21 protein-coding genes are annotated in these 23423 nt (G+C 62.8%); 11 read left to right on the top strand and 10 right to left on the bottom strand.

Annotation, left to right across the window (positions count from 1 at the left end; translation table 11 throughout):
• The first annotated feature begins 228 nt into the window (after positions 1 to 228).
• The 8 genes from G3N58_RS18540 to G3N58_RS18505 all read left to right on the top strand — a co-directional run bounded on the left by G3N58_RS18540 (position 229) and on the right by G3N58_RS18505 (position 7637).
• The gene (locus G3N58_RS18540; protein ID WP_205999878.1) at positions 229 to 1860 is read left to right on the top strand and encodes an oleate hydratase; all 1632 of its coding nucleotides are present in this window, start codon (positions 229 to 231) and stop codon (positions 1858 to 1860) included.
• Between the two features lie 257 nt (positions 1861 to 2117).
• Positions 2118 to 2954: a universal stress protein gene (locus G3N58_RS18535; RefSeq protein WP_205999877.1), complete on the top strand. Its 837-nt coding sequence runs from the start codon at positions 2118 to 2120 to the stop codon at positions 2952 to 2954.
• 307 nt (positions 2955 to 3261) lie between these two features.
• Positions 3262 to 4635 carry a PAS domain-containing sensor histidine kinase gene (locus G3N58_RS18530; protein WP_205999876.1) on the top strand — a complete coding sequence of 458 codons (1374 nt, stop codon included), beginning with the start codon at positions 3262 to 3264 and terminating at the stop codon, positions 4633 to 4635.
• Entirely contained in the window at positions 4632 to 5279 is a 648-nt protein-coding gene (locus G3N58_RS18525) for a response regulator transcription factor (protein WP_205999875.1), read from the top strand. Before G3N58_RS18530 ends, G3N58_RS18525 begins: the two co-directional genes overlap by 4 nt.
• Before the next feature lie 181 nt (positions 5280 to 5460).
• Positions 5461 to 5892 (top strand): response regulator transcription factor, encoded by a 432-nt coding sequence (locus G3N58_RS18520; protein ID WP_205999874.1) that lies wholly within the window; start codon positions 5461 to 5463, stop codon positions 5890 to 5892.
• Positions 5858 to 6667, top strand: coding sequence for a helix-turn-helix domain-containing protein (locus G3N58_RS18515; protein WP_346778277.1), 810 nt, complete (start codon positions 5858 to 5860; stop codon positions 6665 to 6667). The genes G3N58_RS18520 and G3N58_RS18515 overlap by 35 nt, the downstream gene beginning before the upstream one ends.
• Positions 6668 to 6907: 240 nt before the next feature.
• The gene (locus G3N58_RS18510) at positions 6908 to 7222 is read left to right on the top strand and encodes a cytochrome C (RefSeq protein ID WP_205999906.1); all 315 of its coding nucleotides are present in this window, start codon (positions 6908 to 6910) and stop codon (positions 7220 to 7222) included.
• Positions 7223 to 7262: 40 nt separating this feature from the next.
• Entirely contained in the window at positions 7263 to 7637 is a 375-nt protein-coding gene (locus G3N58_RS18505; protein ID WP_205999873.1) for a DUF3564 domain-containing protein, read from the top strand.
• Positions 7638 to 8472: 835 nt separating this feature from the next.
• Here G3N58_RS18505 and G3N58_RS18500 read toward each other — a convergent pair.
• The 4 genes from G3N58_RS18500 to guaB all read right to left on the bottom strand — a co-directional run bounded on the left by G3N58_RS18500 (position 8473) and on the right by guaB (position 14018).
• The gene (locus G3N58_RS18500) at positions 8473 to 9744 is read right to left on the bottom strand and encodes a site-specific integrase (protein WP_205999872.1); all 1272 of its coding nucleotides are present in this window, start codon (positions 9742 to 9744) and stop codon (positions 8473 to 8475) included.
• Positions 9745 to 9966: 222 nt separating this feature from the next.
• A complete protein-coding gene (gene guaA, locus G3N58_RS18495; RefSeq protein WP_205990203.1) occupies positions 9967 to 11550 on the bottom strand; it encodes a glutamine-hydrolyzing GMP synthase in 1584 nt (527 codons plus the stop codon).
• Positions 11551 to 11786: 236 nt separating this feature from the next.
• Complete coding sequence (locus G3N58_RS18490; protein ID WP_205999871.1) at positions 11787 to 12551, bottom strand: hypothetical protein; 765 nt, start codon at positions 12549 to 12551, stop codon at positions 11787 to 11789.
• A 6-nt stretch (positions 12552 to 12557) separates the two neighbouring features.
• The gene (gene guaB / locus G3N58_RS18485; protein ID WP_167045326.1) at positions 12558 to 14018 is read right to left on the bottom strand and encodes an IMP dehydrogenase; all 1461 of its coding nucleotides are present in this window, start codon (positions 14016 to 14018) and stop codon (positions 12558 to 12560) included.
• 416 nt (positions 14019 to 14434) lie between these two features.
• Between guaB and G3N58_RS18480 the strand changes: the two genes are divergently transcribed.
• Positions 14435 to 15412: a DMT family transporter gene (locus G3N58_RS18480; protein WP_205999870.1), complete on the top strand. Its 978-nt coding sequence runs from the start codon at positions 14435 to 14437 to the stop codon at positions 15410 to 15412.
• A gap of 70 nt (positions 15413 to 15482) precedes the next feature.
• On the opposite strand, the gene G3N58_RS18475 is transcribed toward G3N58_RS18480, so the two are convergent.
• Together G3N58_RS18475 and G3N58_RS18470 are read right to left on the bottom strand one after the other, a co-directional pair.
• Positions 15483 to 15815 carry an RnfH family protein gene (locus G3N58_RS18475; RefSeq protein ID WP_205999869.1) on the bottom strand — a complete coding sequence of 111 codons (333 nt, stop codon included), beginning with the start codon at positions 15813 to 15815 and terminating at the stop codon, positions 15483 to 15485.
• On the bottom strand, positions 15812 to 16249 hold the full coding sequence (locus tag G3N58_RS18470; protein WP_167045318.1) for a type II toxin-antitoxin system RatA family toxin: 438 nt from the start codon (positions 16247 to 16249) through the stop codon (positions 15812 to 15814). The genes G3N58_RS18475 and G3N58_RS18470 overlap by 4 nt, the downstream gene beginning before the upstream one ends.
• A gap of 100 nt (positions 16250 to 16349) precedes the next feature.
• Between G3N58_RS18470 and smpB the strand changes: the two genes are divergently transcribed.
• On the top strand, positions 16350 to 16790 hold the full coding sequence (gene smpB / locus G3N58_RS18465) for an SsrA-binding protein SmpB (RefSeq protein WP_167045315.1): 441 nt from the start codon (positions 16350 to 16352) through the stop codon (positions 16788 to 16790).
• Between the two features lie 264 nt (positions 16791 to 17054).
• Here the strand turns inward: smpB and G3N58_RS18460 are convergent, their stop codons facing one another.
• From G3N58_RS18460 to ppsA, 3 genes are all read right to left on the bottom strand, one after another.
• Positions 17055 to 17987, bottom strand: coding sequence for an SPFH domain-containing protein (locus G3N58_RS18460; RefSeq protein WP_167045299.1), 933 nt, complete (start codon positions 17985 to 17987; stop codon positions 17055 to 17057).
• Positions 17988 to 18137: 150 nt separating this feature from the next.
• The gene (locus G3N58_RS18455; protein ID WP_167045297.1) at positions 18138 to 18593 is read right to left on the bottom strand and encodes an NfeD family protein; all 456 of its coding nucleotides are present in this window, start codon (positions 18591 to 18593) and stop codon (positions 18138 to 18140) included.
• Positions 18594 to 18777: 184 nt separating this feature from the next.
• Entirely contained in the window at positions 18778 to 21180 is a 2403-nt protein-coding gene (gene ppsA / locus G3N58_RS18450; protein ID WP_167045294.1) for a phosphoenolpyruvate synthase, read from the bottom strand.
• A 551-nt stretch (positions 21181 to 21731) separates the two neighbouring features.
• Between ppsA and G3N58_RS18445 the strand changes: the two genes are divergently transcribed.
• On the top strand, positions 21732 to 22547 hold the full coding sequence (locus G3N58_RS18445; RefSeq protein ID WP_167045291.1) for a pyruvate, water dikinase regulatory protein: 816 nt from the start codon (positions 21732 to 21734) through the stop codon (positions 22545 to 22547).
• A gap of 70 nt (positions 22548 to 22617) precedes the next feature.
• Here G3N58_RS18445 and G3N58_RS18440 read toward each other — a convergent pair whose 3' ends face one another.
• Entirely contained in the window at positions 22618 to 23406 is a 789-nt protein-coding gene (locus G3N58_RS18440) for an RNA methyltransferase (protein WP_167282623.1), read from the bottom strand.
• Positions 23407 to 23423 lie beyond the last annotated feature (17 nt).

Here is a 23423-nt window from a genome sequence, read left to right as displayed (position 1 = left end):
TCCGGCAACTTTGATATGAATCACAGGGTGGCAAAGTGGCGAGATACGCCGAAGCCGCGCCGAAACGACAGGCGACGGGTGGAAGTGCACGGCGGCGTCTCAGCAAACGTTGTTTGATCCAACTCAATCGAAATACCGACACCACGCGTATGTTGGGCCAACGCTCCTCCAGATGCGAAGGTGGTGCGCTCGCACTCCGATTGCGGCGAACATGAAAAGGAAAACAACATGCAAAACTCCGCCCCCATTCATGCACAAACGCGGCGCGACGACCTCGGCAGCAGCACCGCAGAGGTCGGCAGGTTCTATCTTGTCGGCGGCGGCATTGCCTCGCTGGCCGCTGCCGCCTTCCTGATCCGCGACGGCCACGTGCGCGGCTGCGACATCCTCATTTTCGAAGCGCTCGACAAACCCGGCGGCAGCCTGGACGGGGCGGGCAATGCGGAAAGTGGCTGCATCGTGCGCGGCGGCCGCATGCTGGAGAGCAAATATCTATGCACTTACGATCTCTTCTCATCGATTCCGACCCTGGATGACAGCAGGAACGTGACGCAGGAGATCTTCGACTGGAACGAGACTATCCGTACCTCGTCCAGTTCGCGGCTCGTGAGAGACGGCAAACGCGAAAACGCGCCCACTTGCGGACTCGCCGAAAAGCATTTGATGACGCTGGGCCGCCTGGCGATCGAACCGGAAATCATGCTCGGCAACAGCCGGATTGCCGATCACTTCGACGCATCGTTCTTCGAGACCAATTTCTGGCTGATGTGGTGCACGACCTTCGCGTTCCAGCCATGGCATTGCGCCGCCGAATTCCGCCGGTATCTGCTGCGTTTTGCGCATATGTCCGCGGGCCTCAACCAGTTGCACGGCATCATGCGCACGGTCTACAACCAGTACGACTCGATGGTCCGGCCGCTGTGCCGCTGGCTGGACGCGCACGGCGTCCAGTTCCAGGCGGACACCCGCGTCACCGATCTGCAGTTCGACGAGACCGGCCCGCTGAATCGTGTGAGCGGCCTTGTTTGCGAACGTGCGGCGCGACGCTTCGAGGTGCCGGTCGGTGCCGCCGACAGAGTGATCGTCACGCTCGGCTCGATGACCGACGCGTCCAGCGTGGGCGGAATGGACCGTCCCGCGTCGCTAGATACGGTCGAGGCGACGGGCGCCTGGAGCCTGTGGAAAAACATCGCGGCCGGCCGGCCTGAATTCGGCCACCCGTCGGTCTTCGCCGATCATATCGACGCGTCGAAGTGGCTCTCGTTCACCGTGACACTGCGCGAACCGACGTTGTTCCGGCTGATCCGCGACCTGACCGGCAATGTCCCCGGCGAGGGCGGCCTGATTACTTTTCCCGAGTCGAACTGGCTCGCCTCGATCGTCTTGCCGCATCAGCCGCATTTCATCGGTCAGCCGGCGGACGTACAGGTGTTCTGGGGCTATGGCTTGCGCGTCGATCAGTCTGGAAATTTCGTCAACAAACCCATGTCCGCCTGCACCGGCCGTGAAATCCTCACGGAAATTCTCGGTCATGTGAAGACGGACGCAGAGGCGGCCCGCATTCTCGAACACGCCAACTGCATCCCGTGCATGATGCCGTTCATTACCAGCCAGTTCCTGCCACGCAGCCGCGGCGACCGGCCCGCCGTGGTGCCCGAAGGCTGGCGCAACGTCGCTTTTATCGGACAGTTCTGCGAACTGCCGGACGACGTCGTGTTCACCGTCGAATACTCGGTGCGCTCGGCACAGAATGCCGTCTACACGCTGCTCGGGCTCGATCGGAGCGCACCGGATGTCTACAAGGGGCAGCATGACCCTCGAGTCATCTACAACACATTCTCGACGCGGCGGGACCACTAGTCAGCGATTGCCGGGCGGCCAGAAGCGTGCCGCCCGCATCGGGAAGAGCGGGACAGCGGCCCTGCATGAAAAGGCGGCGCGCTTGTCCGCAGGTTCGCGCATCTCGCGCAGCGACCGAGGGTCACCTCGGCCGACGAGCTTCGACATCAGTCGCGCCTACCACCGCACCATTGATCTGAATCAACGCGGCGGACTCGCCCGCTCATAGACTCAGATCACGCGTTCGTGCGCCACTCACCTACTTCTGGAGCTTTGCAATGAGCTACAAAACCATCGTCGTTCACCTGGACACGAGCCAGCGCGTGCATCCACGGCTCGAAATGGCATTGCACCTCGCGAAGCACTTCGGCGCCCATCTAACCGGTGTATTTGCCGTGTTCAGTCCCGATCCGCGCTCGCTGTACGTAATGGACGGAACCGCCGACTACTACACCGCGCATGAACAGTTGCGTGCCGAACGGCGCGGGGCGATCGAGCGTCTGTTTCACGCGGAGTTGCGCCGCGCGGAGATCGCGGGTGAGTGGATCGCCGTCGATGATCCAGCCAATCTGGCGGTGCCGCTTCTAGGCCGTTACGCCGATCTGGTGATTGCCAGCCAGGATGACCCGCACGATCCGGAATCGTACGTCGGCGACTATTTCCCCGAAAACCTCGTCATGTCCGCTGTCCGACCGGTGCTGCTGGTGCCGCATGCCACCCGCGTCACTTCCCCCGGCGACCACGTAATGGTCTGCTGGGACGGTAGCCGCGAAGCCACTCGCGCCGTCCACGATGCACTGCCGTTCATGCGCACCGCCCGGCTCACCACGATCGTCGCCGTGAACGGAGGCCGCGGCGAACCGGGCGCGCGCATTCCGGGCACCGACATCGCGACGGTGATCGCGCGGCACGGCATCCGTGTCGAGATCAGGGACGTCGATGCGAGCTCAGGTGGCCCGATCGGCGACACGTTGCTCTCCGAGGCGGACGCTCTCGGCGCGGATCTGCTCGTGATGGGCGCCTATGGCCACTCACGCTGGCAGGAACTGCTGATGGGCGGGGCAACCCGCACGATCCTGAAGTCGATGACCGTGCCCGTGTTGATGTCGCATTGAACCTGTACTCCGCACGCTCACCCGCAGCGTACTTTACGCAGGCCGGGCCGCCCGCTCCAATTCAAAGCACCCCGCACATCGAGGCGCTTCGCCCCTCGTCCAGATCCTGCGCACGCGGGATCGCCACACCTCGCCGCCCATCGGGACACTGGCATGATCCGTGCGATTCGCGCAAAATGGGCGGCGCACGCGGCACACGGGGCGAAGGCTGAACGCAACCGAAGCGGGAAACATCGTGGCATTGTGACCCACTCCGCGCCCAACATCGACCGGCACCGCGGATTGTCTTTCACCCAAAGAGGCGCGCATGCCCCATTACGGTAAAACGCCCTTCATGTCCGGCTCATCACCGCGGGCGCGAGTCGCCGCGCTTGTGCGACGTCCTGCGTTTGTCGGAGCGCTCGCCTTTGCCGTCGCGCTCGTGCTCGCGCTGGAAATATGGCGCTGGACGGTGGACCTGTCGCTGCGCGAAGCCCCGCTCAGGGAAAACAGCTTGCTGATAGCGTGCATCGCGGCTGCCTGTCTCTTCGCCGTCGCGGCCTTTCTGATCGCACACACACACGGTGCCTACACAGCGACAAACGAGGCACGCAATCTGTCCAGCGCCAACGCGGCACGCTTGATGGGGATCATCCGCTCATCGATGGAAGCCATCATCACTGTCGACGAACGGCAAAACATCATCATCTTCAATCCCATGGCCGAACATGTGTTCGGCTGCAGTGCGGAGGAGGCGCTCGGCGCCTCGCTCTCGCGCTTCATTCCGGAGCGTTTTCGCGCGACGCACGCGCGGCATGTCGAACAGTTCGGCGTGACGGGAGTGTCCGAGCGGCAGATGGGCAAGCAGCAGCGCGTGCTGTTCGGCCTGCGCAGCAACGGTGAAGAGTTTCCGATCGAGGCGTCGATTTCCCAGGTTCGCGACGGCGATAACAAGCTTTATACGGTGATGCTGCGCGACATCACCGAGCGCGTGAAAGCGGAGGATGCGCAGCGTAAATCGCGCGAGGAACTGCGCGAACTCTCAGCCAATTTGCAGAAAGTTCGCGAGGAAGAAAAAACCCGCATTGCCCGCGAATTGCATGACGACCTCGGACAGCAGTTGACCGCGCTGAAAATGGACCTTTCCGCAGTCGAACAGGCGCTGGAAAGCACGGCGGAACCCGAGCTTCTGCAGCAACTGCGGGGCATGCGGCGGCTCATCGACGTGACCGTTGCGTCGGTACGCCGCATCGCCGCCGATCTGCGCCCGGTCATGCTCGACGACCTCGGTCTGATTCCGGCGATCGAATGGCTCGCCAACGACTTCACGAACCGCTATGGCATCGATGTGAACCGCGACATCGACGTCGGTGACATGCATTTCGCGCCGGCAGGCGCGACCACGCTGTTCCGTATCGTCCAGGAGGCATTGACCAATGTGGCCCGCCATGCGGAGGCCACCGTCGTCACACTCACGGTGCGCATCCAGGCCGATGCCTGCGTCGTGCAGGTCGCGGACAACGGTCGCGGTGCCACCGCATCGACGCCGTCCGCGGAAAAATCCTTTGGCTTGCTCGGCATCCGTGAACGTGCGTACATGCTGGGCGGCACGGTCGAGATTCACACTTCCAACGGCAAAGGCTTCGTTCTGGTCGTCACCTTTCCAACCGCGGCCGTCCAACTGCAGGAGAGCCAAACATGATTCGAGTGCTGATTGCCGACGACCACGCGCTTGTGCGCGATGGTCTGCGACATATCCTGCAGAACGCAAAAAGCTTCGAAGTGGTCGGTGAAGCCAGCGACGGCGTCAGCACGATTGCGTTAGCTCGCTCGCATCCGGCCGAGGTGCTCGTGCTGGACCTGTCAATGCCGGGGCGCAACGGCGTCGAGTTGATCAAGCAGATCAGGGATGAGCTACCGGCGCTGCGCATTCTTGTGCTCACCATGCACGCAGAGCAACAGTACGCCGTGCGAGCCTTCAAGGCTGGTGCGTCGGGATATCTCACCAAGGAAAGCGCCAGCGCCGAACTGGTTTCGGCGGTCACCAAGGTGGCCGGCGGCGGAGTCTATGTCAGCCTCGCCATGGCTGAACGCTTTGCGCAGAGCCTGAACGATCCCGCCGACACGCTGCCTCATCAGCGCCTGTCCGACCGGGAATTCGATGTGTTCCGCCGCATCGCCACAGGGCAAACGCTCACTGAGATTGCCACCGAACTGTGTGTCAGCAGCAAAACAGTGAGTACCTATAAAACCCGTATCCTCGAGAAAATGCAGATGCCGCACGAAGCCGCGCTGGTGCGCTACGCCACGCGTCACAAACTGCTTGGGGACGACGAGGACATCTAACGAGGTCACAGCACCTTTATCGCGACGCCCGCTCCGCCGTCCTGGCCCTCGCCGCTCGCGCCCCCACTCCGCTGTCGCGAGGCGCGCGTAGGAAATTCCCTACACGAGCTTCGCACTCCCCTACCTCAAGCTCGTTCGCCGCCGATTTTATTTTGAGATAGAGCGGCCGATACTGCGAGCCATGAACTCAAGCTCGTCACTGCCAACCTTGCGCGTGTTCCTCGTCGAGGACACGATTTCAATCAGGAAACGCATGGCAGCGCACTTCGCTACGATCAAGGGTGTGCAGATCGTGGGCGTTGCCGAAGAACCCCTCCCCGCGCTTGACGGCATCGAGCGCACGAGCGCGGACCTTGTGGTGATGGATCTGCATCTGACCGGCGGCACCGGTATGGAGCTGTTGCGTGGTCTCGCGCAAAGCCGGTCCCCGGTGATCACGATTGTGCTGACGAACCATTCGGACAACGGTTTCCGTCAGGCGTGCCTCGCCAACGGCGCGCAGTATTTCTTCGACAAAACGAGTGAATTCGATCTCGCCTGCAACACGATCAGGCAGATTACCCACGAGCGCTGCACACGTGGCCTTCATTATCCTGGAGCACATCATGTCTGACGTTGTCGACTTTTCCGAAGCCCGGATCGTCGCGCAAGCCTCATTGCCCTCGCCGCGAACCGCTGGTGCTGCAACGCCAGCCCCGAAGCGCTCGGGCGCCAATTGCTCGGCTTGCGCGATGCACGCGTTCTGCCTGCCAGAAGGCCTGACACCGGCCGAGACCGAACGGATCGAAGCGCTGATCTGCCCATCGCGCACGATAAGAAGCGGGGAATCGCTGTTCCGCGCGGGGGACTCGTTCCAGAACATCTATGCCGTTCGGGCCGGCTCCTTCAAAACGGTCGTAATGCATCGTGACGGCCGCGAACATGTCACGGGGTTTCATCTGGCCGGCGATGTGCTCGGCCTCGACGGTATCTGTTCAGGGCAGCACAGTTGCGACGCGCCAGCCATCGAGGACAGCAAGGTCTGCATCATCCCGTTCCATCTTCTCGAAACCATGTGCCGCGACGTCAAGGCAGTGCAGCAGCATGTGCATCGACTGATGGGCGGCGAGATCGTGCGCGAGGCGACACTCATGATGCTGCTCGGCACGATGTCCGCTGACCAGCGCGTTGCAACGTTTCTGCTGAATATGTCGAGCAAGCTCAAATCACGCGGCTACTCGCCGGCCGAGTTTCACCTGCGTATGACGCGCGAAGAAATCGGCAGCTACCTCGGTTTAAAACTCGAAACCGTCAGCCGCATGATGTCGAAGTTCCAGAAAGCCAGGCTGATCGACACGCACGGCAAGCAGATCAGAATTCTTGATATGGACGGCCTCGCCCGGGTGTAGTTGCAAAGGCCGCGTCAGGTGCACCACCGACGCCGTTCGCCATTCGTCGTTCACTCCACGGAAACACCATTTGCACGTGAGCACGGGTACCTCAACTGCAAATGCATCCGCGAACCAGTGAAAAAACATCGGCTTGACGTGCGTCAATCGTAACGGCGTCCCGCACCCTACACTGATCCTGAAACCTTTCGTGGAGTGTGTGTCGTGAATGCCGCTTCCCCGCAATTTCTTACCGCGATCCTGTTTGCGGCATTACTGACAGCAAATGGCGCAGCGCGCGCGCAGTCCGAGCCGACCGCTCTCGTCAATCAACAACATTGCATGTTCTGCCATACCCGCGACGCACCCTTCCTCGCGCCTTCGTTCGAACAGATCGCGGAACGCTATCGCGACGTGCCGGGTGCACAGGCGATGCTCGAACACAAGCTGCGGGTCGGCGGCAAAGCACATTGGGGCGATGCAGCCATGCCACTGCCGCCGGATCGCGGCGGCCCGATCACTCCGGAAGACGCGCACGTGTTGATCCAGTGGGTTCTGAGGCAGTCAGCCGGCTAGTCGCGATCTGCAGATGCACGCGCTACACCAGGAGAAAGTCATGCGTCTCACCATCCACCTCGACACGTTCGATCGCATCAATCCAATGGCATTCGTCATCCTGTGGCTCGACAAGGAAACGCGCCAATGGTCGCGTGAAGGACACCTGGGGCTCGAACTGCCCGAGTGGGGCACGCTGCACGTCGACTGCGGCAACACACTCGTGTGCGGTCCGCATGATTCAACACCCACCTGCGTGCTCGAAGGACTCGATCTGAACGCGCCCGGCAGTTCGTTCGAAGGAGAAACCGGACGTGCCCAATGGTGTGCCAATAAAGGTCAAGCGCTGATGAGCGGCCAATGGCACGTGCAATGTATCGACACCGAATGCATCGACCCGGAAAGCAGCTTTTTTGCAGGCGACGAGACACGCTGAACACCGTGTGAATCATCACGATAAGGAAGACTGACAGCGGGTCTGGACGGCATGCGGCACGCGTATGGCCCCTATTCTATCGGCCTCTGCAGCCACTCAGCTACCGACTCCCAGCGGGCTGGCCGGACGCTGCTAACCGGCCGTTCGCCCAAGCCGGACAGAGCGGCGACTCTCACATCCGCGAGCGCGTACTTACGATTCGTTGCCGTCACTCACCGCCCCATGACGGTAACCGACTCTTCATATTTCGATTACCGAGGACTACCGGACCGATGATGGCCGTCGCTCATTATCGAGGCACGTGTTTGTAAAAACCACTGCGCAGTCTGTACCGGTCTGCGATCTGGAGACTCGCCAAGTCCGCACGCCCTCTTCTCTTCGCCAATCAAAAACCTCTACGCAGGGTCTTTCATACCCCATTCCCTCTATTGCATACGCCTCCGAAAAACCGTACAGAGCCCAAATTCCGCAGGATTGCCGTCATTGCTGGCAGAGACGAAGTTCCCGCATCTGCGAGCCAATGGCCGCAGAACCACCCGCCAAGCGCCCCACTCCAAATATGTAGCTAGATGTGTAGCTGGAAGAATTTTTCTTCAATCTACCGACGTCGAACCTTGTCAAATAAGGAATACGCCACAAAAACCTGAGCAATACGACATCCTAGCGCTGTTGTCGTACAGCGCACCTGAACCCTCGACGTAAGCAGTGCGCCAGCCAATTACCTAAATGGCGTCAACTGGCCAGTCCGAAGGGGAACAAGACTCGGTGTGAGAACCCCGCGTGTGGAAACATTGATTTCCGCATGCCAGCAAGACCTGGACAACTCAAGCACGCCTTACATCTCCGGCCGGATAAACGCTGCGCGTGGTCCCTCTTTGATCCACCGATCAACCGTATCCGCCCATGCCTGAAGCATCACCCTTCGCTGCTCCGCATACTCGGCCTTGTTGTAGATTGCGCGAACGCCACGCTGCTCATGCGCCAGACATTTCTCGATCCAATCAGAATTGAATCCGGCTTCATGCAGCAACGTACTGGCCGTTCGCCGCAAGTCGTGCACAGTGAAAGGCTCAAATTCATCGCCTCGATCGCAAATCAGCTTTACCGTACTATCGATCACGCGGTTCAGGGTGGCCGCGCTGATCGGCAATGCAGTCTCGTACCGCCCAGGGTGCAAATATAGGCTGGCGCCAAAGCACGTCTTGAATGCCATCAAGATCTCTAACGCCTGTTCACTCAAATACACACGATGAGGGCGCCTAGCCTTCATGCGCTCCGCGGGAATTGTCCAAGTCGCCGTCTCAAAGTCCACCTCCTCCCAAGTGGCCTCGATGAATTCCGATTTGCGGACAAGTGTCAGCAGCATGAACTTCACTGCTAGACGCAGCGTCGACATCGTGGCGGTTTGTTCCAGTGCGTTGAAGAAGACGTGAATCTCCTCTGGAGTCAACGCTCTATCACGCGCCTTAAACGTGGCGATTGCGTTGGGCCGAATGGAAGCGGCTGGATTGTCAACCTTGATTCCGCGCGCCTGCACGAAGCGAAAGACCTGCTGCACGATTTCCCTCGCGATGACCGCCTGCGCAGCAGCTCCGCGTGCCTTGACCTGCTCGCATCGCGCCATCAGCCGTGCCGGCGTGATCTCCTCCAACTTCAGCCGTCCAAATTCCGACGCGAGATTGCGTTCATACACTGACTTGCGCATCGATCGTGTGGACTCGGCAAGGGCTGCCTCCGCAAAGTATTTCTCCGCCCATTTTCCAAACGTCAACGCTTCGGCCGCTTCGACTCGCTTCTCGACTTTCGTACGCGACGGACTTTGTCCACGCTGGATCACTCCGTACGCTTGGTCGCGTAATAACCGGGCTTCCAGCAGGCTAATAGCCATTCCAAAGCCGAGTTCGTCCGGCTTGCGTGGTTTTCGCGCAGAGAATGACGGATCGTACCGGCCAATGACAAGGGTTTCCCGGCGACCGTTTACCCGGTAGTCGTACCGGAAGCTCACCGCACCTGACGGCGTCACCGCTGCATATAGCCCGCGCTGATCGGCAACTTTATAGATCTTCTCTGCCGGCTTCAGTGCTCTCAATTGCATGTCTGTGAGCATAAGAACTCCTCGAACGTATACCGTCACCCGATACCGTCAGACGAAGGTGACGGTATCGGACAAGGCCGTCCGAGGGGGAAATCTCCGTACCGTCACCGATACCGACATTTCCTCCGGGCACTGTCCGGATCCCATCGGATCGCCGCGGACAATAACCCTCTGTTTTTTAACGGAAAAACAGGAAAAACCGGCACTCCCAGAACGACTTGGGAGCAGTCTAAATCATTCCCACTCAATCGTCGCCGGCGGCTTCCCCGATATGTCATAAACAACCCGGTTAATCCCCCGCACCTCGTTAATGATCCGGTTCGACACGTGCCCAAGCAGTTCATGCGGCAGATGCGCCCAGTGCGCGGTCATGAAGTCGAGCGTCTGCACCGCGCGCAGCGCGACCACGTACTCGTAAGTACGCCCATCGCCCATCACGCCGACGCTCTTCACCGGCAGGAACACCGCGAACGCCTGGCTCGTCAGGTCGTACCAGGACTTGCCGGTTTCCTTGTCGATGGTGTTGCGCAGCGTCTCGATGAAAATCGCGTCCGCGCGGCGCAGCAGGTCCGCGAAATCGCGCTTCACTTCGCCGAGAATCCGCACGCCGAGGCCCGGGCCCGGGAACGGATGGCGATACACCATCGAATGCGGCAAACCGAGCTTCACGCCGAGTTCGCGCACTTCGTCCTTGAACAGTTCGCGCAACGGTTCGAGCAGCTTCAGGTTCAGCGTCTCGGGCAGGCCGCCCACGTTGTGGTGGCTCTTGATCGTCTGCGCGGCCTTCTTGCCCTTACCCGCCGACTCGATCACGTCCGGATAGATCGTGCCTTGCGCGAGCCACTTCGCATCGGTCAGCTTGCCGGCCTCGGCCTGGAACACCTCGACAAATTCCGCGCCGATGATCTTGCGCTTCGCTTCCGGATCGGTCACGCCGGCGAGCTTGCCGAGGAACGCCTCGCTCGCGTCGACGTGGATCACCTTCACACCGAGGTGATCGGCGAACAGCGCCATCACCTGCTCGGCTTCGTTCAGGCGCAACAGACCATGATCGACGAACACGCAGGTCAGCTGATTACCGATCGCGCGATGCAGCAGCGCCGCCGCCACCGACGAATCCACGCCGCCCGACAGCCCCAGAATGACGTGCTCGTTGCCGACCTGCTCGCGAATCTTCGCGACGGCTTCGTCGATGTAGTGGCCCATTTCCCAATCGGCCTTCGCGCCGCAGATCTGCAGCACGAAGCGTTCGAGCATCGCGCGGCCCTGCACCGTGTGCGTGACTTCCGGGTGCCATTGCAGGCCGTAGAAGCGGCGCTGTTCGTCGGCCATCGCGGCGATCGGGCACGACTCCGTCGATGCCATCAGCGCGAAGCCCGGCGGCATTTCGAGCACCTTGTCGCCGTGGCTCATCCACACCTTGAGCATGCCGTGGCCTTCGGGCGTGTTGAAATCGCTGATGCCTTCGAGCAGGCTCGTATGGTTGCGCGCGCGCACTTCGGCGTAGCCGAATTCGCGCAGATGGCCGATGTCGACCTTGCCGCCGAGCTGCTGGGCCATCGCCTGCATGCCGTAGCAGATGCCGAGCACCGGCACGCCGAGTTCGAACACGGCTTGCGGCACGCGCGGCGTGTCGTCCTCGGTGACCGAGCTCGGGCCGCCCGAGAGAATCACGCCCTTCGGCGCGAAGTCGCGGATAAACGACGCGTCGACGTCGTACGGATGGATTTCCGAATACACGTTGGCTTCGCGAACGCGACGTGCAATCAGTTGGGTGACTTGCGAACCGAAGTCGAGGATCAGGATCTTGTCATGCATGGCAGCGGACGGAATCAGAAGTGAGCGGATACGGAATGCCGCGCGCGAGGCGCGGCGTCGAATTCAAAGCGTTCAAGGCGATCCGCGCAACAGCGGCGGAACCGCGACGCGAACATGAAACACCACGATGGAGCGCACTGCAAAACACCCTGGCACGGCCAACGCCTTTGCCGGCAGCCTGCGGCGCGCGCGAACGAAACCCGGTAGCTTCGGCGGACGGCGTGGCGCGCGGCGCGTCAGCCATGAAACGGCGGCCGGGACGTGCCGGACGCGTCGCTGCGGGCGTCGCCCGGTGCGACCGCGCCGGGATTGACGGCGCTTGCGGCGCCACCGGCCGATGCGGCAGCCGGCGTGGCAGGCGATGTGGTGGATGCGGCAGCCGCGGGATTGACGGGCCGCGTGGCCGGCATCACAGGCTCGATGACCGGCTCGGCGCGATAGGCCGGAAAGCCCGCCGAGACACCGGGCTCGCGCACGCTGTCACGTTCGAGATCGCGCCGCCGTGCGGCTTCGCTGCCGGCCTCTTTCTCCGCCTGCCTGTCGGCACGCTTGTCGGCTCGTTTATCGGCTTTGCCCGAAGAGGAATTGGCAACGATCCCCTTCTCGCGCCGCCGCACTGCGCCCGCCAACCGCACGCCGCTCAGGCCGATCAGCACCAGCACGACACCGGCCAGCACCGAGACGATCTGCCCGAAGCCCGTCAGCGACGGCGAACGCAGGCCCAGCAACCAGACCAGCATCAGCACGCCGGTCAGCCAGTGCACATGGCCGACCACCTTCGCGACCGTCGACGTCATCGCCCCGTCGAACGACGCATGCACCGCGAGCCACGCAAGCCCGATCAGCGCGACGCCGAACGCCTGGCCGATCAACGCCGGCTGCGTTTGCACCAGTTGCAGCGCGTTGTACAGCGAAGTCCACGGCGTCAGCAGGAACAGCAGGCCGAACGCCAGCAGCAACAACGCATCGAGGATCAGTACAACGCGCAGCAATGGCTTCATGGGCGTTTAGTCCACGTGATAGTTGGGCGCTTCCTTGGTGATCTGCACGTCGTGCACGTGCGACTCGCGCAGGCCCGCGCCGGTAATCTGCACGAACTCGGCCTTCTCGTTCATCTCGGCGATGGTGCGGCAGCCGCAATAACCCATGCTCGCGCGCACGCCGCCGATCAGCTGGAACAGGATCGCATTGACCGAGCCCTTGTAGGCGACGCGGCCTTCGATGCCTTCCGGCACGAGCTTGTCGATATTCGCCGAGTTGTCCTGGAAGTAGCGGTCCGCGGCGCCGTCCTTCATCGCGCCGACCGAGCCCATGCCGCGGTACGACTTGTACTGGCGGCCCTGGTACAGGAACACTTCGCCCGGCGCTTCTTCGGTGCCGGCGAACATGCTGCCCATCATGACCGCGCTCGCGCCCGCCGCCAGCGCCTTGCTGACGTCGCCCGAGAAGCGCACGCCGCCGTCGGCGATGACCGGCACGCCCGTGCCCCGCAGTGCTTCGGAGACGTTCGAGATTGCGGTGACCTGCGGCACGCCGACGCCGGCGACGATCCGCGTCGTGCAGATCGAGCCCGGGCCGATACCGACCTTGACGCCGTCCGCGCCGTGCTCGACGAGCGCCTTCGCGGCCGCTGCCGTCGCGATGTTGCCGCCGATCACCTCGACGTGCGGGAAGTTCTGCTTGACCCACTTGACGCGCTCGAGCACGCCCTTGCTGTGGCCGTGCGCGGTATCGACGACGATCACGTCGACGCCGGCCTGCACGAGCAGCTCGACGCGCTCTTCGTTGTCCGCGCCGACGCCGACCGCCGCGCCCGCGCGCAGCTTGCCGTGTTCGTCCTTGCATGCGTCCGGGTGCTCGGTCTGCTTCGTGATGTCCTTGACGGTCATCAGGCCGCGCAGCTCGAACGCGTCGTTGACGACGAGCACGCGCTCGAGGCGATGGTGGTGCATGAGCGCCTTCGCTTCGGCGAGCGGTGTGCCTTCCCTGACGGTAACGAGGCGCTCGCGCGGCGTCATGATGCTGCGCACCGGCTCGTCCAGACGCTCCTCGAAGCGCAGGTCGCGGTTCGTGACGATGCCGATCAGTTGCGCGCCTTCGACGACCGGGAAGCCGGAAATGCCATGCTGGCGCGACAGCGCGATCACGTCGCGCACCTTCATTTGCGGCGGCACCGTGATTGGATCACGCACCACGCCCGACTCGAAACGCTTGACCTTGGCGACCTCGCGCGCCTGCTCGGCCGGCGTGAGGTTCTTGTGAATGATGCCGACGCCGCCCATTTGCGCCATGGCAATGGCGAGGCGAGCTTCGGTAACGGTGTCCATCGCGGCGGACACGAGCGGCATGTTGAGGGAGATGTTGCGGGTCAGCCGGGTCTTGAGGCTGGTGTCGCGCGGCAGAACGTCGGAAAAGGCCGGGACGAGGAGCACGTCATCGAACGTGAGTGCTGTTTGGATCAGACGCATGGCAAATCCTATAGGCGCAAAAGCGAATTATACGCGATACCTCCCCGGATTTCACTGCGCGAACAGCAGCTTAGCGAATTTCAGGCGATTTTTTCCGGTTTCCGGGGCCGGTCATTTCGCTTGCCCGTTCGCGCCGGTTTCAATCGGGTTTCGTTTGTGCGTTCACAGGCACGCGAGGGGGAAACGGCGGGTGGCGGCGAATGGCCTCGGCAGCCTGAGCTGTGCGAAACGATCGAAGCGACCGGAGCAACCGGCGCAAGCGGAGCAAGCGTGCCGAAAAAACCGCCCGCCAGCCCGCAACGGTCCCGAACGACCCAAAACGGCTCTCGACCGCCCGAGTGCAGGATCGAACAAGACGCACCACCCGCCGAACGGCTATTCTGCGGACCATTCCAGTTTTCTTGCAGGGGCAGTCGATGCAGCGCGGTGTGGCATATGGGGTAATGGCCGGGGCCTTATGGGGCATGATCTTTCTGGTGCCGCGCGTGCTGCCCGACTTTTCGCCGCTGCTGATCGTCGCGGGCCGCTACACGATGTACGGCCTCGTTTCGCTGATCGCCGTGCTGCCGACGGCGCGCTCGCTCGCCCAACGCCTCGCTCGCGACGACCTGATCGCGCTCGTCAAGCTCGCGCTCGTCGGCAATATCGCCTATTACCTGCTGCTGACGGCGGCGGTCCACCTGATCGGCATCGCGCCGGCATCGCTGATCGTCGGCGTGCTGCCGGTCACGGTCACGCTGATGGGCCGGCGCGATCACGGCGCGGTGCCGCTCGCACGCCTCGTCTGGCCGCTCGCGACCGTGACGGCGGGCATCGTCTGTATCAACGTCGACGTGTTCACGGCGGCGGGCGCCACGCCGGTGAGCGTCGCGACACGGCTTATCGGCGTCGCCTGTGCGGTCGGCGCGCTCGTCTGCTGGACGTGGTTCGCGGTCGAAAACGCCCGCTATCTGCAGCGTCAGACGCATTTCAGCGGCAACGAGTGGTCGGTGCTGTGGGGTGTCGTGACGGGCGCGCTCGGCGCGACGCTGTGGCTCGTGATCGCGGTGCTGCCGTCGGGTGGTCCGCACGGCGAACCGGCGCCCGCGCGCTGGCACACGTTCTGGCTGCTCAATCTCGCGCTCGCGGTTGGCGCGTCGTGGCTCGGCAACGGCCTGTGGAACGCCGCGGCGAAACGGCTGCCGCTCACGCTGTCCGGCCAGATGATCGTGTTCGAGACGCTATTCGCGCTGCTCTACGCGTTCATTTACGACCAGCGCCTGCCGCGGCCGCTCGAACTGGCGGCGATCCTGCTGCTCGTGGCAGGAGTCTGCTGGTCGGTGCGCCGGCATTCGGACGGCGATGCGTCCGGAACGACGCCTATCGAGGACAAGGCGCAGGCTTCGGCGCATTGAGAAAAAGCGCGCACCGCCGCGATACAGGGACGGCGATAACGCCCTGCCGGGCGCGCGCCGCCGCCCTCGCCTAACGCGAATCCTTGTTCAGCCAGCGGCGCCCTTCGATCGAGCCCGCCTTGCGCGTCTTCTCGACGCGGCGCTGGCGCGACACCTTCGGGTCCACGAGCAGCGGCCGGTAGATTTCGACGCGGTCATGATCGGCGAGCACCGTGTCGAGCGGCCTGAGCTTGCCGAACACGCCCACCTTCTGCGTGGCGAGATCGATCGACGGGAAACGCCGCAGAATGCCGCTCGCGTCGATCGCCTGCTGCAGCGTCGCGCCCGCGGGCAACTCGAGCGCAATCAGCGTTTGCGCACCGGCCAGCGCGTAGCAGACCTCAACCGACAGCCGCGCGCTCATGCCTTGCCGTAGCGCTGATCGGCGCGCTTCACGAAAGATTCGACGAACGTATTGGCGATGTGATTGAACACCGGGCCGATGATTTTTTCGAGCAGGATGCTGGTGAATTCGTAGTGCAGTGCGAATTCAATCTTGCATGCGTCGGCGCGCAGCGGCGTAAAGCGCCAGAAGCCGGTGAACTTGCGAAACGGGCCGTCGGCGAATTCCATGTCGATGCGCGTGGGCCGCTCCATCGAGTTGCGCGTCGCAAAATGCTGCTTGATGCCCTTGAAGTTGATGTCGATCCGCGCCTCCATGCCGGTTTCGTCCTGGCGGCGAATTTCGACGCCCCCGCACCAGGGCAGGAAATTGGGGTAATCGGCGACGTCGGTGACGAGGTCGAACATCTGTTCCGCCGAATGGCGAATCAACACGGTTTTCTGGACATCTGCCATAAATTGAACAACGCGTGGCAAGGGTGGACGAGCGCGGCGGGCTTTCCTTGCCCCGCTTTGCTAAAATCGTAATTTTAAACGAGTTGGGCGCTTTCCATTCATGAGCATTATCGACAACAGAAAAGCCTTCTTCGACTACTCGGTCGAGGAGCGCTACGAAGCCGGACTCGTGCTCGAAGGATGGGAGGTCAAGGCCTTGCGCGCCGGGCGCGGCCAGATCAAGGAAGGCTACGTGGTGATCCGCAACGGCGAGCTGTTTCTGATCGGCACGCACATCAGCCCGTTGCCCGAAGCGTCGACGCACATCCACCCGGATCCGGTCCGCACGCGCAAGCTGCTTTTGCATAGCGAAGAAATCAGCAAGCTGATCGGCAAGGTCGAACAGCGCGGCTATACGCTCGTGCCGCTCAATTTTCACTACAAGAACGGCCGCGTCAAATGCGAGATCGGCCTCGCCAAGGGCAAGAAGCTGCACGACAAGCGCGAGACCGAGAAAAAGCGCGACTGGGAGCGCGAAAAGGCGCGTTTGATGCGTTCGTGAGCGTGGGCGCACGGTCGCGCCACCTGCGCCCATGTAAAGACTGTGCTGCGGCGCGGCTTCGGCGCGCCGGCTTCATTCACCGCTTCATTTGCCGATTCGTTCGCGGCTTCATGTGCTGCCTTGTCGACCGCCCCGCGCGCACCGGCGCCCCGCCTTCAGCAAGGCTGAGAATCCGCAACAGGAAAATGGCCCGCATCCCGATGATTGCTGGCCATTTTTTTGCGGGAAACCGCCAGTTCTCCCAGTGCCTGCTCCTGACTCCCGCTAGGCCGAAGCGGGCCCGCCCTTGCCCTTGTTCACGATCGTCAGCGCCGACGCGATCATCGAACTCATGTTCGACATATCGCCCGGCACGATCAGCGTCGTGCCCTGCTTCGCCAGATTCGCGAACGCATTCACATACTGCTCCGCCACCTTCAGATTCACGGCCTCCATCCCGCCGTTCGACTGGATCGCCGCCGCGATCTTCTGGATCGCCTGCGAGTTGGCCTCGGCCACGGCCAGAATCGCCGCTGCCTGACCTTGCGCCTGGTTGATCGCCGCCTGCCGTTCGCCCTCGGACTTCTGGATCGCCGCCTCGCGCCCGCCCGATGCGATGTTGATCTGCTCCTGCTTGCGCCCCTCCGACGCCGCGATCAGCGCGCGCTTCTCTCGCTCGGCGGTGATCTGCGCCTGCATCGCGTGGAGAATCTCCTTGGGCGGCGTCAGGTCCTTGATCTCGTAGCGCAGCACTTTCACGCCCCAGTTCGCCGCCGCTTCATCGAGCGACGACACGATGCTGTGGTTGATGAAATCGCGCTCTTCAAAGGTCTTGTCGAGTTCGAGCTTGCCGATGACCGAGCGCAGCGTGGTCTGCGAAAGCTGCGTGATCGCGAACACGAAATTGCTCGACCCGTAGGACGCCTTCATCGGATCGGTGACCTGAAAGTACAGCACGCCGTCGACCTGCAACTGCGTGTTGTCGCGCGTGATACACACCTGGCTCGGCACTTCGAGCGGGATTTCCTTCAGCACGTGCTTATAGGCGACCCGGTCAACGAACGGAAACGCGAAGCTCAAGCCCGGCGTCAGCGTCGCATGGTAACGGCCGAGGCGCTCGAGCACCCACGCATGCTGCTGCGGCACGATCTTGATGGTCTGCGATGCAAGCACGATCACGACGATCAGCAGCACCGCCCCGACGATGGTTGAATCCATGTTGCTACCCTCCGGTCCGTGGTTTGAATCGTTCTACGCAGGTTAATGCGCCGGCGTTTTTTGATGCTGATATTTTTGATGCTGATGCTTCTGATGCTGATCTGTCAGTGAGATTTGCGGGCCCGCATTGCCCCGCATGGCAATCGCCCCTCAGGCCGCCGGTGCGCCGGCAGGCTGCGAACGGCTCGCCACGACGATCAGGCGGCTACCGCGCAACTCCCGGATCTCGTAGACCTGCGCATCTTCGGGCTCGCCCTCGGCCAGTTCGACGTCCCATGCCGCACCGCGATAGGTCGCGCGCGCCCGGCGCTCGTGCCACGCCGGCACGTTCAGCGTCTGACCGATATCGAGATTGACGTCGGGGTTGCGCGACGCCTGTTCGCGCTTGCGCCGGCCGAAACGCGAGCGCCGCAGCAGCACGACTGCCGCGAGCGCGACCACCGCGGCGATCGCGAACTGCGCGTCGGCGGCCGCGCCGGCAATATGCGCCAAGGCCGCCGCGACACAGCCGAGCGCAATCATCAACAGATAGAAGGTGCCGCTCATCAGCTCCAGCACGACAAGCACACCCGCCCCGATCCACCAGAACAGTCCACCAGGCGCCACGTCGACCTCCACAAAGCAAAACACCCCGGATCTACCGGGGTGTTTATAGCACGAAGCGGGCGTGTTCAACGGGCGCTACCGCGCATGTCCGCGCGTTGCCGATTCGTCGCAGCTCGCGCCATAACTCGCGCTGCAACTCACACCGTGCACGCCGCCCGACAGGCGGCCTGCACGGCTTCGCCGCTTACTGCTTCGACTTCGCCAGTTGCTGCCACGTCTCGATGATCGTGTCGGGGTTCAGCGAGATCGACTTGATGCCTTCGTCCGTCAGCCATTGCGCGAAGTCCGGATGATCCGACGGCCCCTGGCCGCAGATGCCGACGTACTTGTTCAGACGCAGGCAGGTTTCGATCGCGCGCTTCAGCATGAACTTGACCGCCGGATCGCGCTCGTCGAAATCGACGGCGAGCAGTTCCATGCCCGAGTCGCGGTCGAGGCCGAGCGTGAGCTGCGTGAGGTCGTTCGAGCCGATCGAGAAGCCGTCGAAGTACTGCAGGAACTCTTCGGCGAGGATCGCATTCGACGGCACTTCGCACATCATGATGAGGCGCAGGCCCTTCTCGCCGCGCTTCAGGCCGAACTTCTCGAGCAGCCCGACCACGCGCTCCGCCTGCTTCAGCGTACGCACGAACGGCACCATGATCTCGACGTTGTCGAGGCCCATCTCTTCACGCACCTTCTTCAGCGCGACGCATTCCATCTGGAACGCTTCGGCGAAGTCTTCCGCGATATAGCGCGACGCGCCGCGGAAGCCGAGCATCGGGTTTTCCTCGTCCGGCTCGTAGCGCGAACCGCCGATCAGCTTCTTGTACTCGTTCGACTTGAAGTCGGACATACGCACGATGACGGGCTTCGGATAGAACGCCGCCGCGATCGTCGCGATGCCTTCGGTCAGCTTGTCGACGTAGAACGCGCGTGGCGACGCGTGACCGCGCGCGACGCTTTCGACCGCCTTCTTCAGGTCCTGATCGACGTTCGGGTACTCGAGGATCGCCTTCGGATGCACGCCGATGTTGTTGTTGATGATGAATTCGAGCCGCGCGAGACCCACGCCTGCGTTCGGCAGTTGCGAGAAGTCGAAGGCGAGCTGCGGGTTGCCGACGTTCATCATGATCTTCACCGGAATCGGCGGCAGTTCGCCGCGCTGCACTTCGGTGACTTCGGTTTCGAGCAGACCGTCGTAGATCTTGCCTTCGTCGCCTTCCGCGCACGACACGGTGACGAGCGCGCCGTCCTTCAGCACGTCGGTCGCGTCGCCGCAGCCGACCACGGCCGGCACGCCCAATTCACGCGCGATGATCGCCGCGTGGCAGGTGCGCCCGCCCCGGTTCGTGACGATCGCCGAGGCGCGCTTCATGACCGGTTCCCAGTTCGGGTCGGTCATGTCGGCGACGAGCACGTCGCCCGGCTGCACACGGTCCATTTCCGACGGATCGTGGATCACGCGCACGGGACCCGCGCCGATCTTCTGGCCGATCGCGCGGCCCGTGGCGATCACGTTCGACTGGCCCTTCAGCTTGAAGCGCTGCTCGGCCTTGCCCACGCCCTGGCTCTTCACCGTTTCCGGACGCGCCTGCAGGATGAAGATCTTGCCGTCGCGGCCGTCCTTGCCCCACTCGATGTCCATCGGACGCTGGTAGTGCTTCTCGATAATGACCGCGTACTTCGCGAGCTCGATCACGTCTTCGTCGGTGATCGAGAAACGGTTACGCTGCTCGTGCGGCACGTCGACGGTCTTCACGCGGCCCGGCTCACCGGCCTTCGTGAATTCCATCTTGATGAGCTTCGAGCCGATCGAGCGGCGGATGATCGGGTACTTGCCCTGCGCGAGCGTGGTCTTGAAGACATAGAACTCGTCCGGATTCACGGCGCCTTGCACGACGGTCTCGCCGAGGCCATAGCTCGACGTGATGAAGACCGCGTCCTTGAAGCCCGATTCGGTATCGAGCGTAAACATCACGCCCGCCGCGCCGACGTCCGAGCGCACCATGCGCTGCACGCCCGCCGACAACGCGACTTCAGCGTGCGTGAAGCCCTTGTGGACGCGATAGGAGATCGCGCGGTCGTTGTACAGCGACGCGAACACGTGCTTCATGCGGTCGAGCACGTCGTCGATGCCGACCACGTTGAGGTAGCTTTCCTGCTGACCGGCGAACGAAGCATCGGGCAGGTCTTCCGCGGTCGCGGACGAACGCACGGCAAACGAGAGCTCTTCGGGCGAGCTCTTTTGCAGCGTGTCGAACCCTGCGCGAATGTCAGCCTCGAGCTGCGGCTGCAGCGGCGCGTCGACGATCCATTGACGGATCTCCTTGCCCGCTTCGGCGAGCGCCTTCACGTCGTCGACGTCGAGTGTTTCGAGACGTTTGGCGATGCGTTCGGTCAGATTGTTGTGCTGCAGGAAGTCGCGGAAAGCCAGCGCCGTGGTGGCGAAACCGGTCGGCACGCGCACACCGGCTTCGGCGAGCTGGCTGATCATCTCGCCCAGCGACGCGTTCTTGCCGCCGACGATCTCGACATCGGTCATCCGCAACTGCTCGAACGGAACTACATACGCCTTGTCCTTTGCGACGGTAACTGCGTTAGTCATACAAGCCCCTAAGTGTGAAAGAAATTCACGGCTGTGCAAGTGGGCTTGAACACGGGCGGCCCATTGGAAGCTCGACCCCGTGCCTTGCACAACCTGTTGGAGAAGCAATCGCGATATCGGGAGCGTGCGGCCCCATGCGTGCTGCGCGCGGATGCTCGATAAAACACACGATTGAGCGGACTTGCCGCCCGATCTCCCGTGTTCAGCGCCTATTCGCGGCGGATAGCGCGGCGTTGGTCGACCGTTCGCGGTGAGTTAGACGCCAATCGCCTGCAATTGCTTATCCAACAGGTTGCCGCTATTCTACCGTGCCGACTCCTGAAATGTGGCAGTCGGACGAGAATTGCGCCTCGAATCGCGCCCGGCCCTGGCCCGCGGGCTTTTGCGAGGCTGCGCCGCTTCCCGCCCGAGGCCGTGGCACCGGCGAGCGCTGCGCCGGCCGCCGCGGTTCAGCCGCCGGAGCACCGCCCCGCCCGGCGCGGTTCGATTCGGGCGCGCTTTACCGCTCACGCTTTCCGGCCCGTTTGCCGCTCACGTTCAAAGCCCCACTGATGCCGCCCACCGTATTCATCGTCTCAGACGGTACCGGGATTACTGCCGAAACCTTCGCGCATTCGATCCTCTCCCAGTTCGACCAGAAATTCCGCCTGGTTCGCGTGCCTTTCGTCGATTCGACCGAGAAGGCCTACGCGACGCTCGAAAAGATCAACGAGGCGGTCGTGCAGGAAGGCCGCCGTGCAATCGTCTTCACGACGCTCGTCGACAGTTCGTCGAACAAAATCGTCAAGGGCTCGAATGCGCTCGTGCTCGACATGTTCCAGACCTTCGTCGAGCCGCTCGAGCAGGAGCTCGAACTGAAGTCGAGCCACGCGATGGGCCGCGGCCACCAGAACGCCGACACCGAGGAGTACAAGAACCGGATCGAAGCGATCAACTTCTCGCTCGCGCACGACGACGGTCAATCGAACCGCAATCTCGCCGACGCGGACGTGATCCTCGTCGGCGTATCGCGCAGCGGCAAGACGCCGACGAGCCTTTATCTCGCGATGCAGTACGGCGTGAAGGCGGCGAACTATCCGCTGATTCCCGAGGACTTCGAACGCGGCAAGCTGCCGACGCCGCTGCTCGAACATCGGCAGAAGATGTTCGGGTTGTCGATCGATCCGCAGCGGCTGTCGGAGATCCGCAACGAGCGGCGGCCGGGCAGCAAGTACGCGGCACTGGAAAACTGCCGCTACGAAATCAACGAGGCCGAAGCGATGATGCGGCGTGAGGGGATCAAGTGGCTGTCGTCGACGCACAAGTCGATCGAGGAGATCGCGACGACGATCCTGCAGGAGATCAAGCTGGACCGCTCGTCTTATTGATATTGAGCGCCGTGGCGGCGGCATGGCGCCAGTGCGGGGCTTGCCCGCAACCGCCCGGCGCCGCCCTCGCCTACGCCTTCCGCCCGCGCCGCTGACGGCACTGCTCGAATACGCAGACAGCCGCCGCCGCGGCCACGTTCAGCGACTCCATCCCGCCCGGCTGCGGAATCGTCACGCGCAGCGACACGGCATCGCGCCAGGCCTGCGACACGCCCGCCCCTTCATTGCCGAATACCCACGCGAGCGGCCCGCCCAGATCGCAATCGTAGATCGCTTCGGCGCCATGCGAATCGGTGATGACGATCGGCACCGCGAGACGTTCGATCAACGCGTTCGCGTCGACGTCCTCGTGAATGTGCAGCAGGAAATGCGCGCCCATACCCGAGCGCAGCACCTTCGACGACCACGCGTACGCCGTGCCCGGCGCGCAGAACACCTGCCCGATGCCCGCCGCCGCCGCGCTGCGCAGAATCGAGCCGACGTTGCCCGCATCCTGCACGCCGTCGAGCACGAGGCAGTTCTGATCGACACGCTCGGGCAGCGGCGTATCGAGCTTCTCGACCAGCAGCAGAATGCCGATGCCATGCACGACGTTCGAGAGCTGGCCGAACAGCGCATCCGGCAGCGTGACGAGCCGGTGATCCTCGATGCGCGACACGATGGCCTGCGCTTCGTCGTGACGCAGCGCGCCGTCGGTGACGATGCACAGTTCCGGCTGACCGGCGACGTCGAGATACGCGCTCGCGAGATGAAAACCTTCGAGCAGCGCATGGCCGCTGCGGCGCTGTTGATGCGTCGAGCCGGCCAGTGCCTTCAGGCGCTTGTAGAGCGGATTGTCCCGCGAGGTGATGGCTTTCACAGGCAGCGAAGGCGAAG

The sequence above is a fragment of the Paraburkholderia sp. Ac-20342 genome, assembly GCF_017104985.1.
GTDB lineage: Bacteria > Pseudomonadota > Gammaproteobacteria > Burkholderiales > Burkholderiaceae > Paraburkholderia.
The sequence above is the reverse complement of the archived record's forward strand: the minus strand, read 5'-3'. Positions and strand labels throughout refer to the sequence as shown.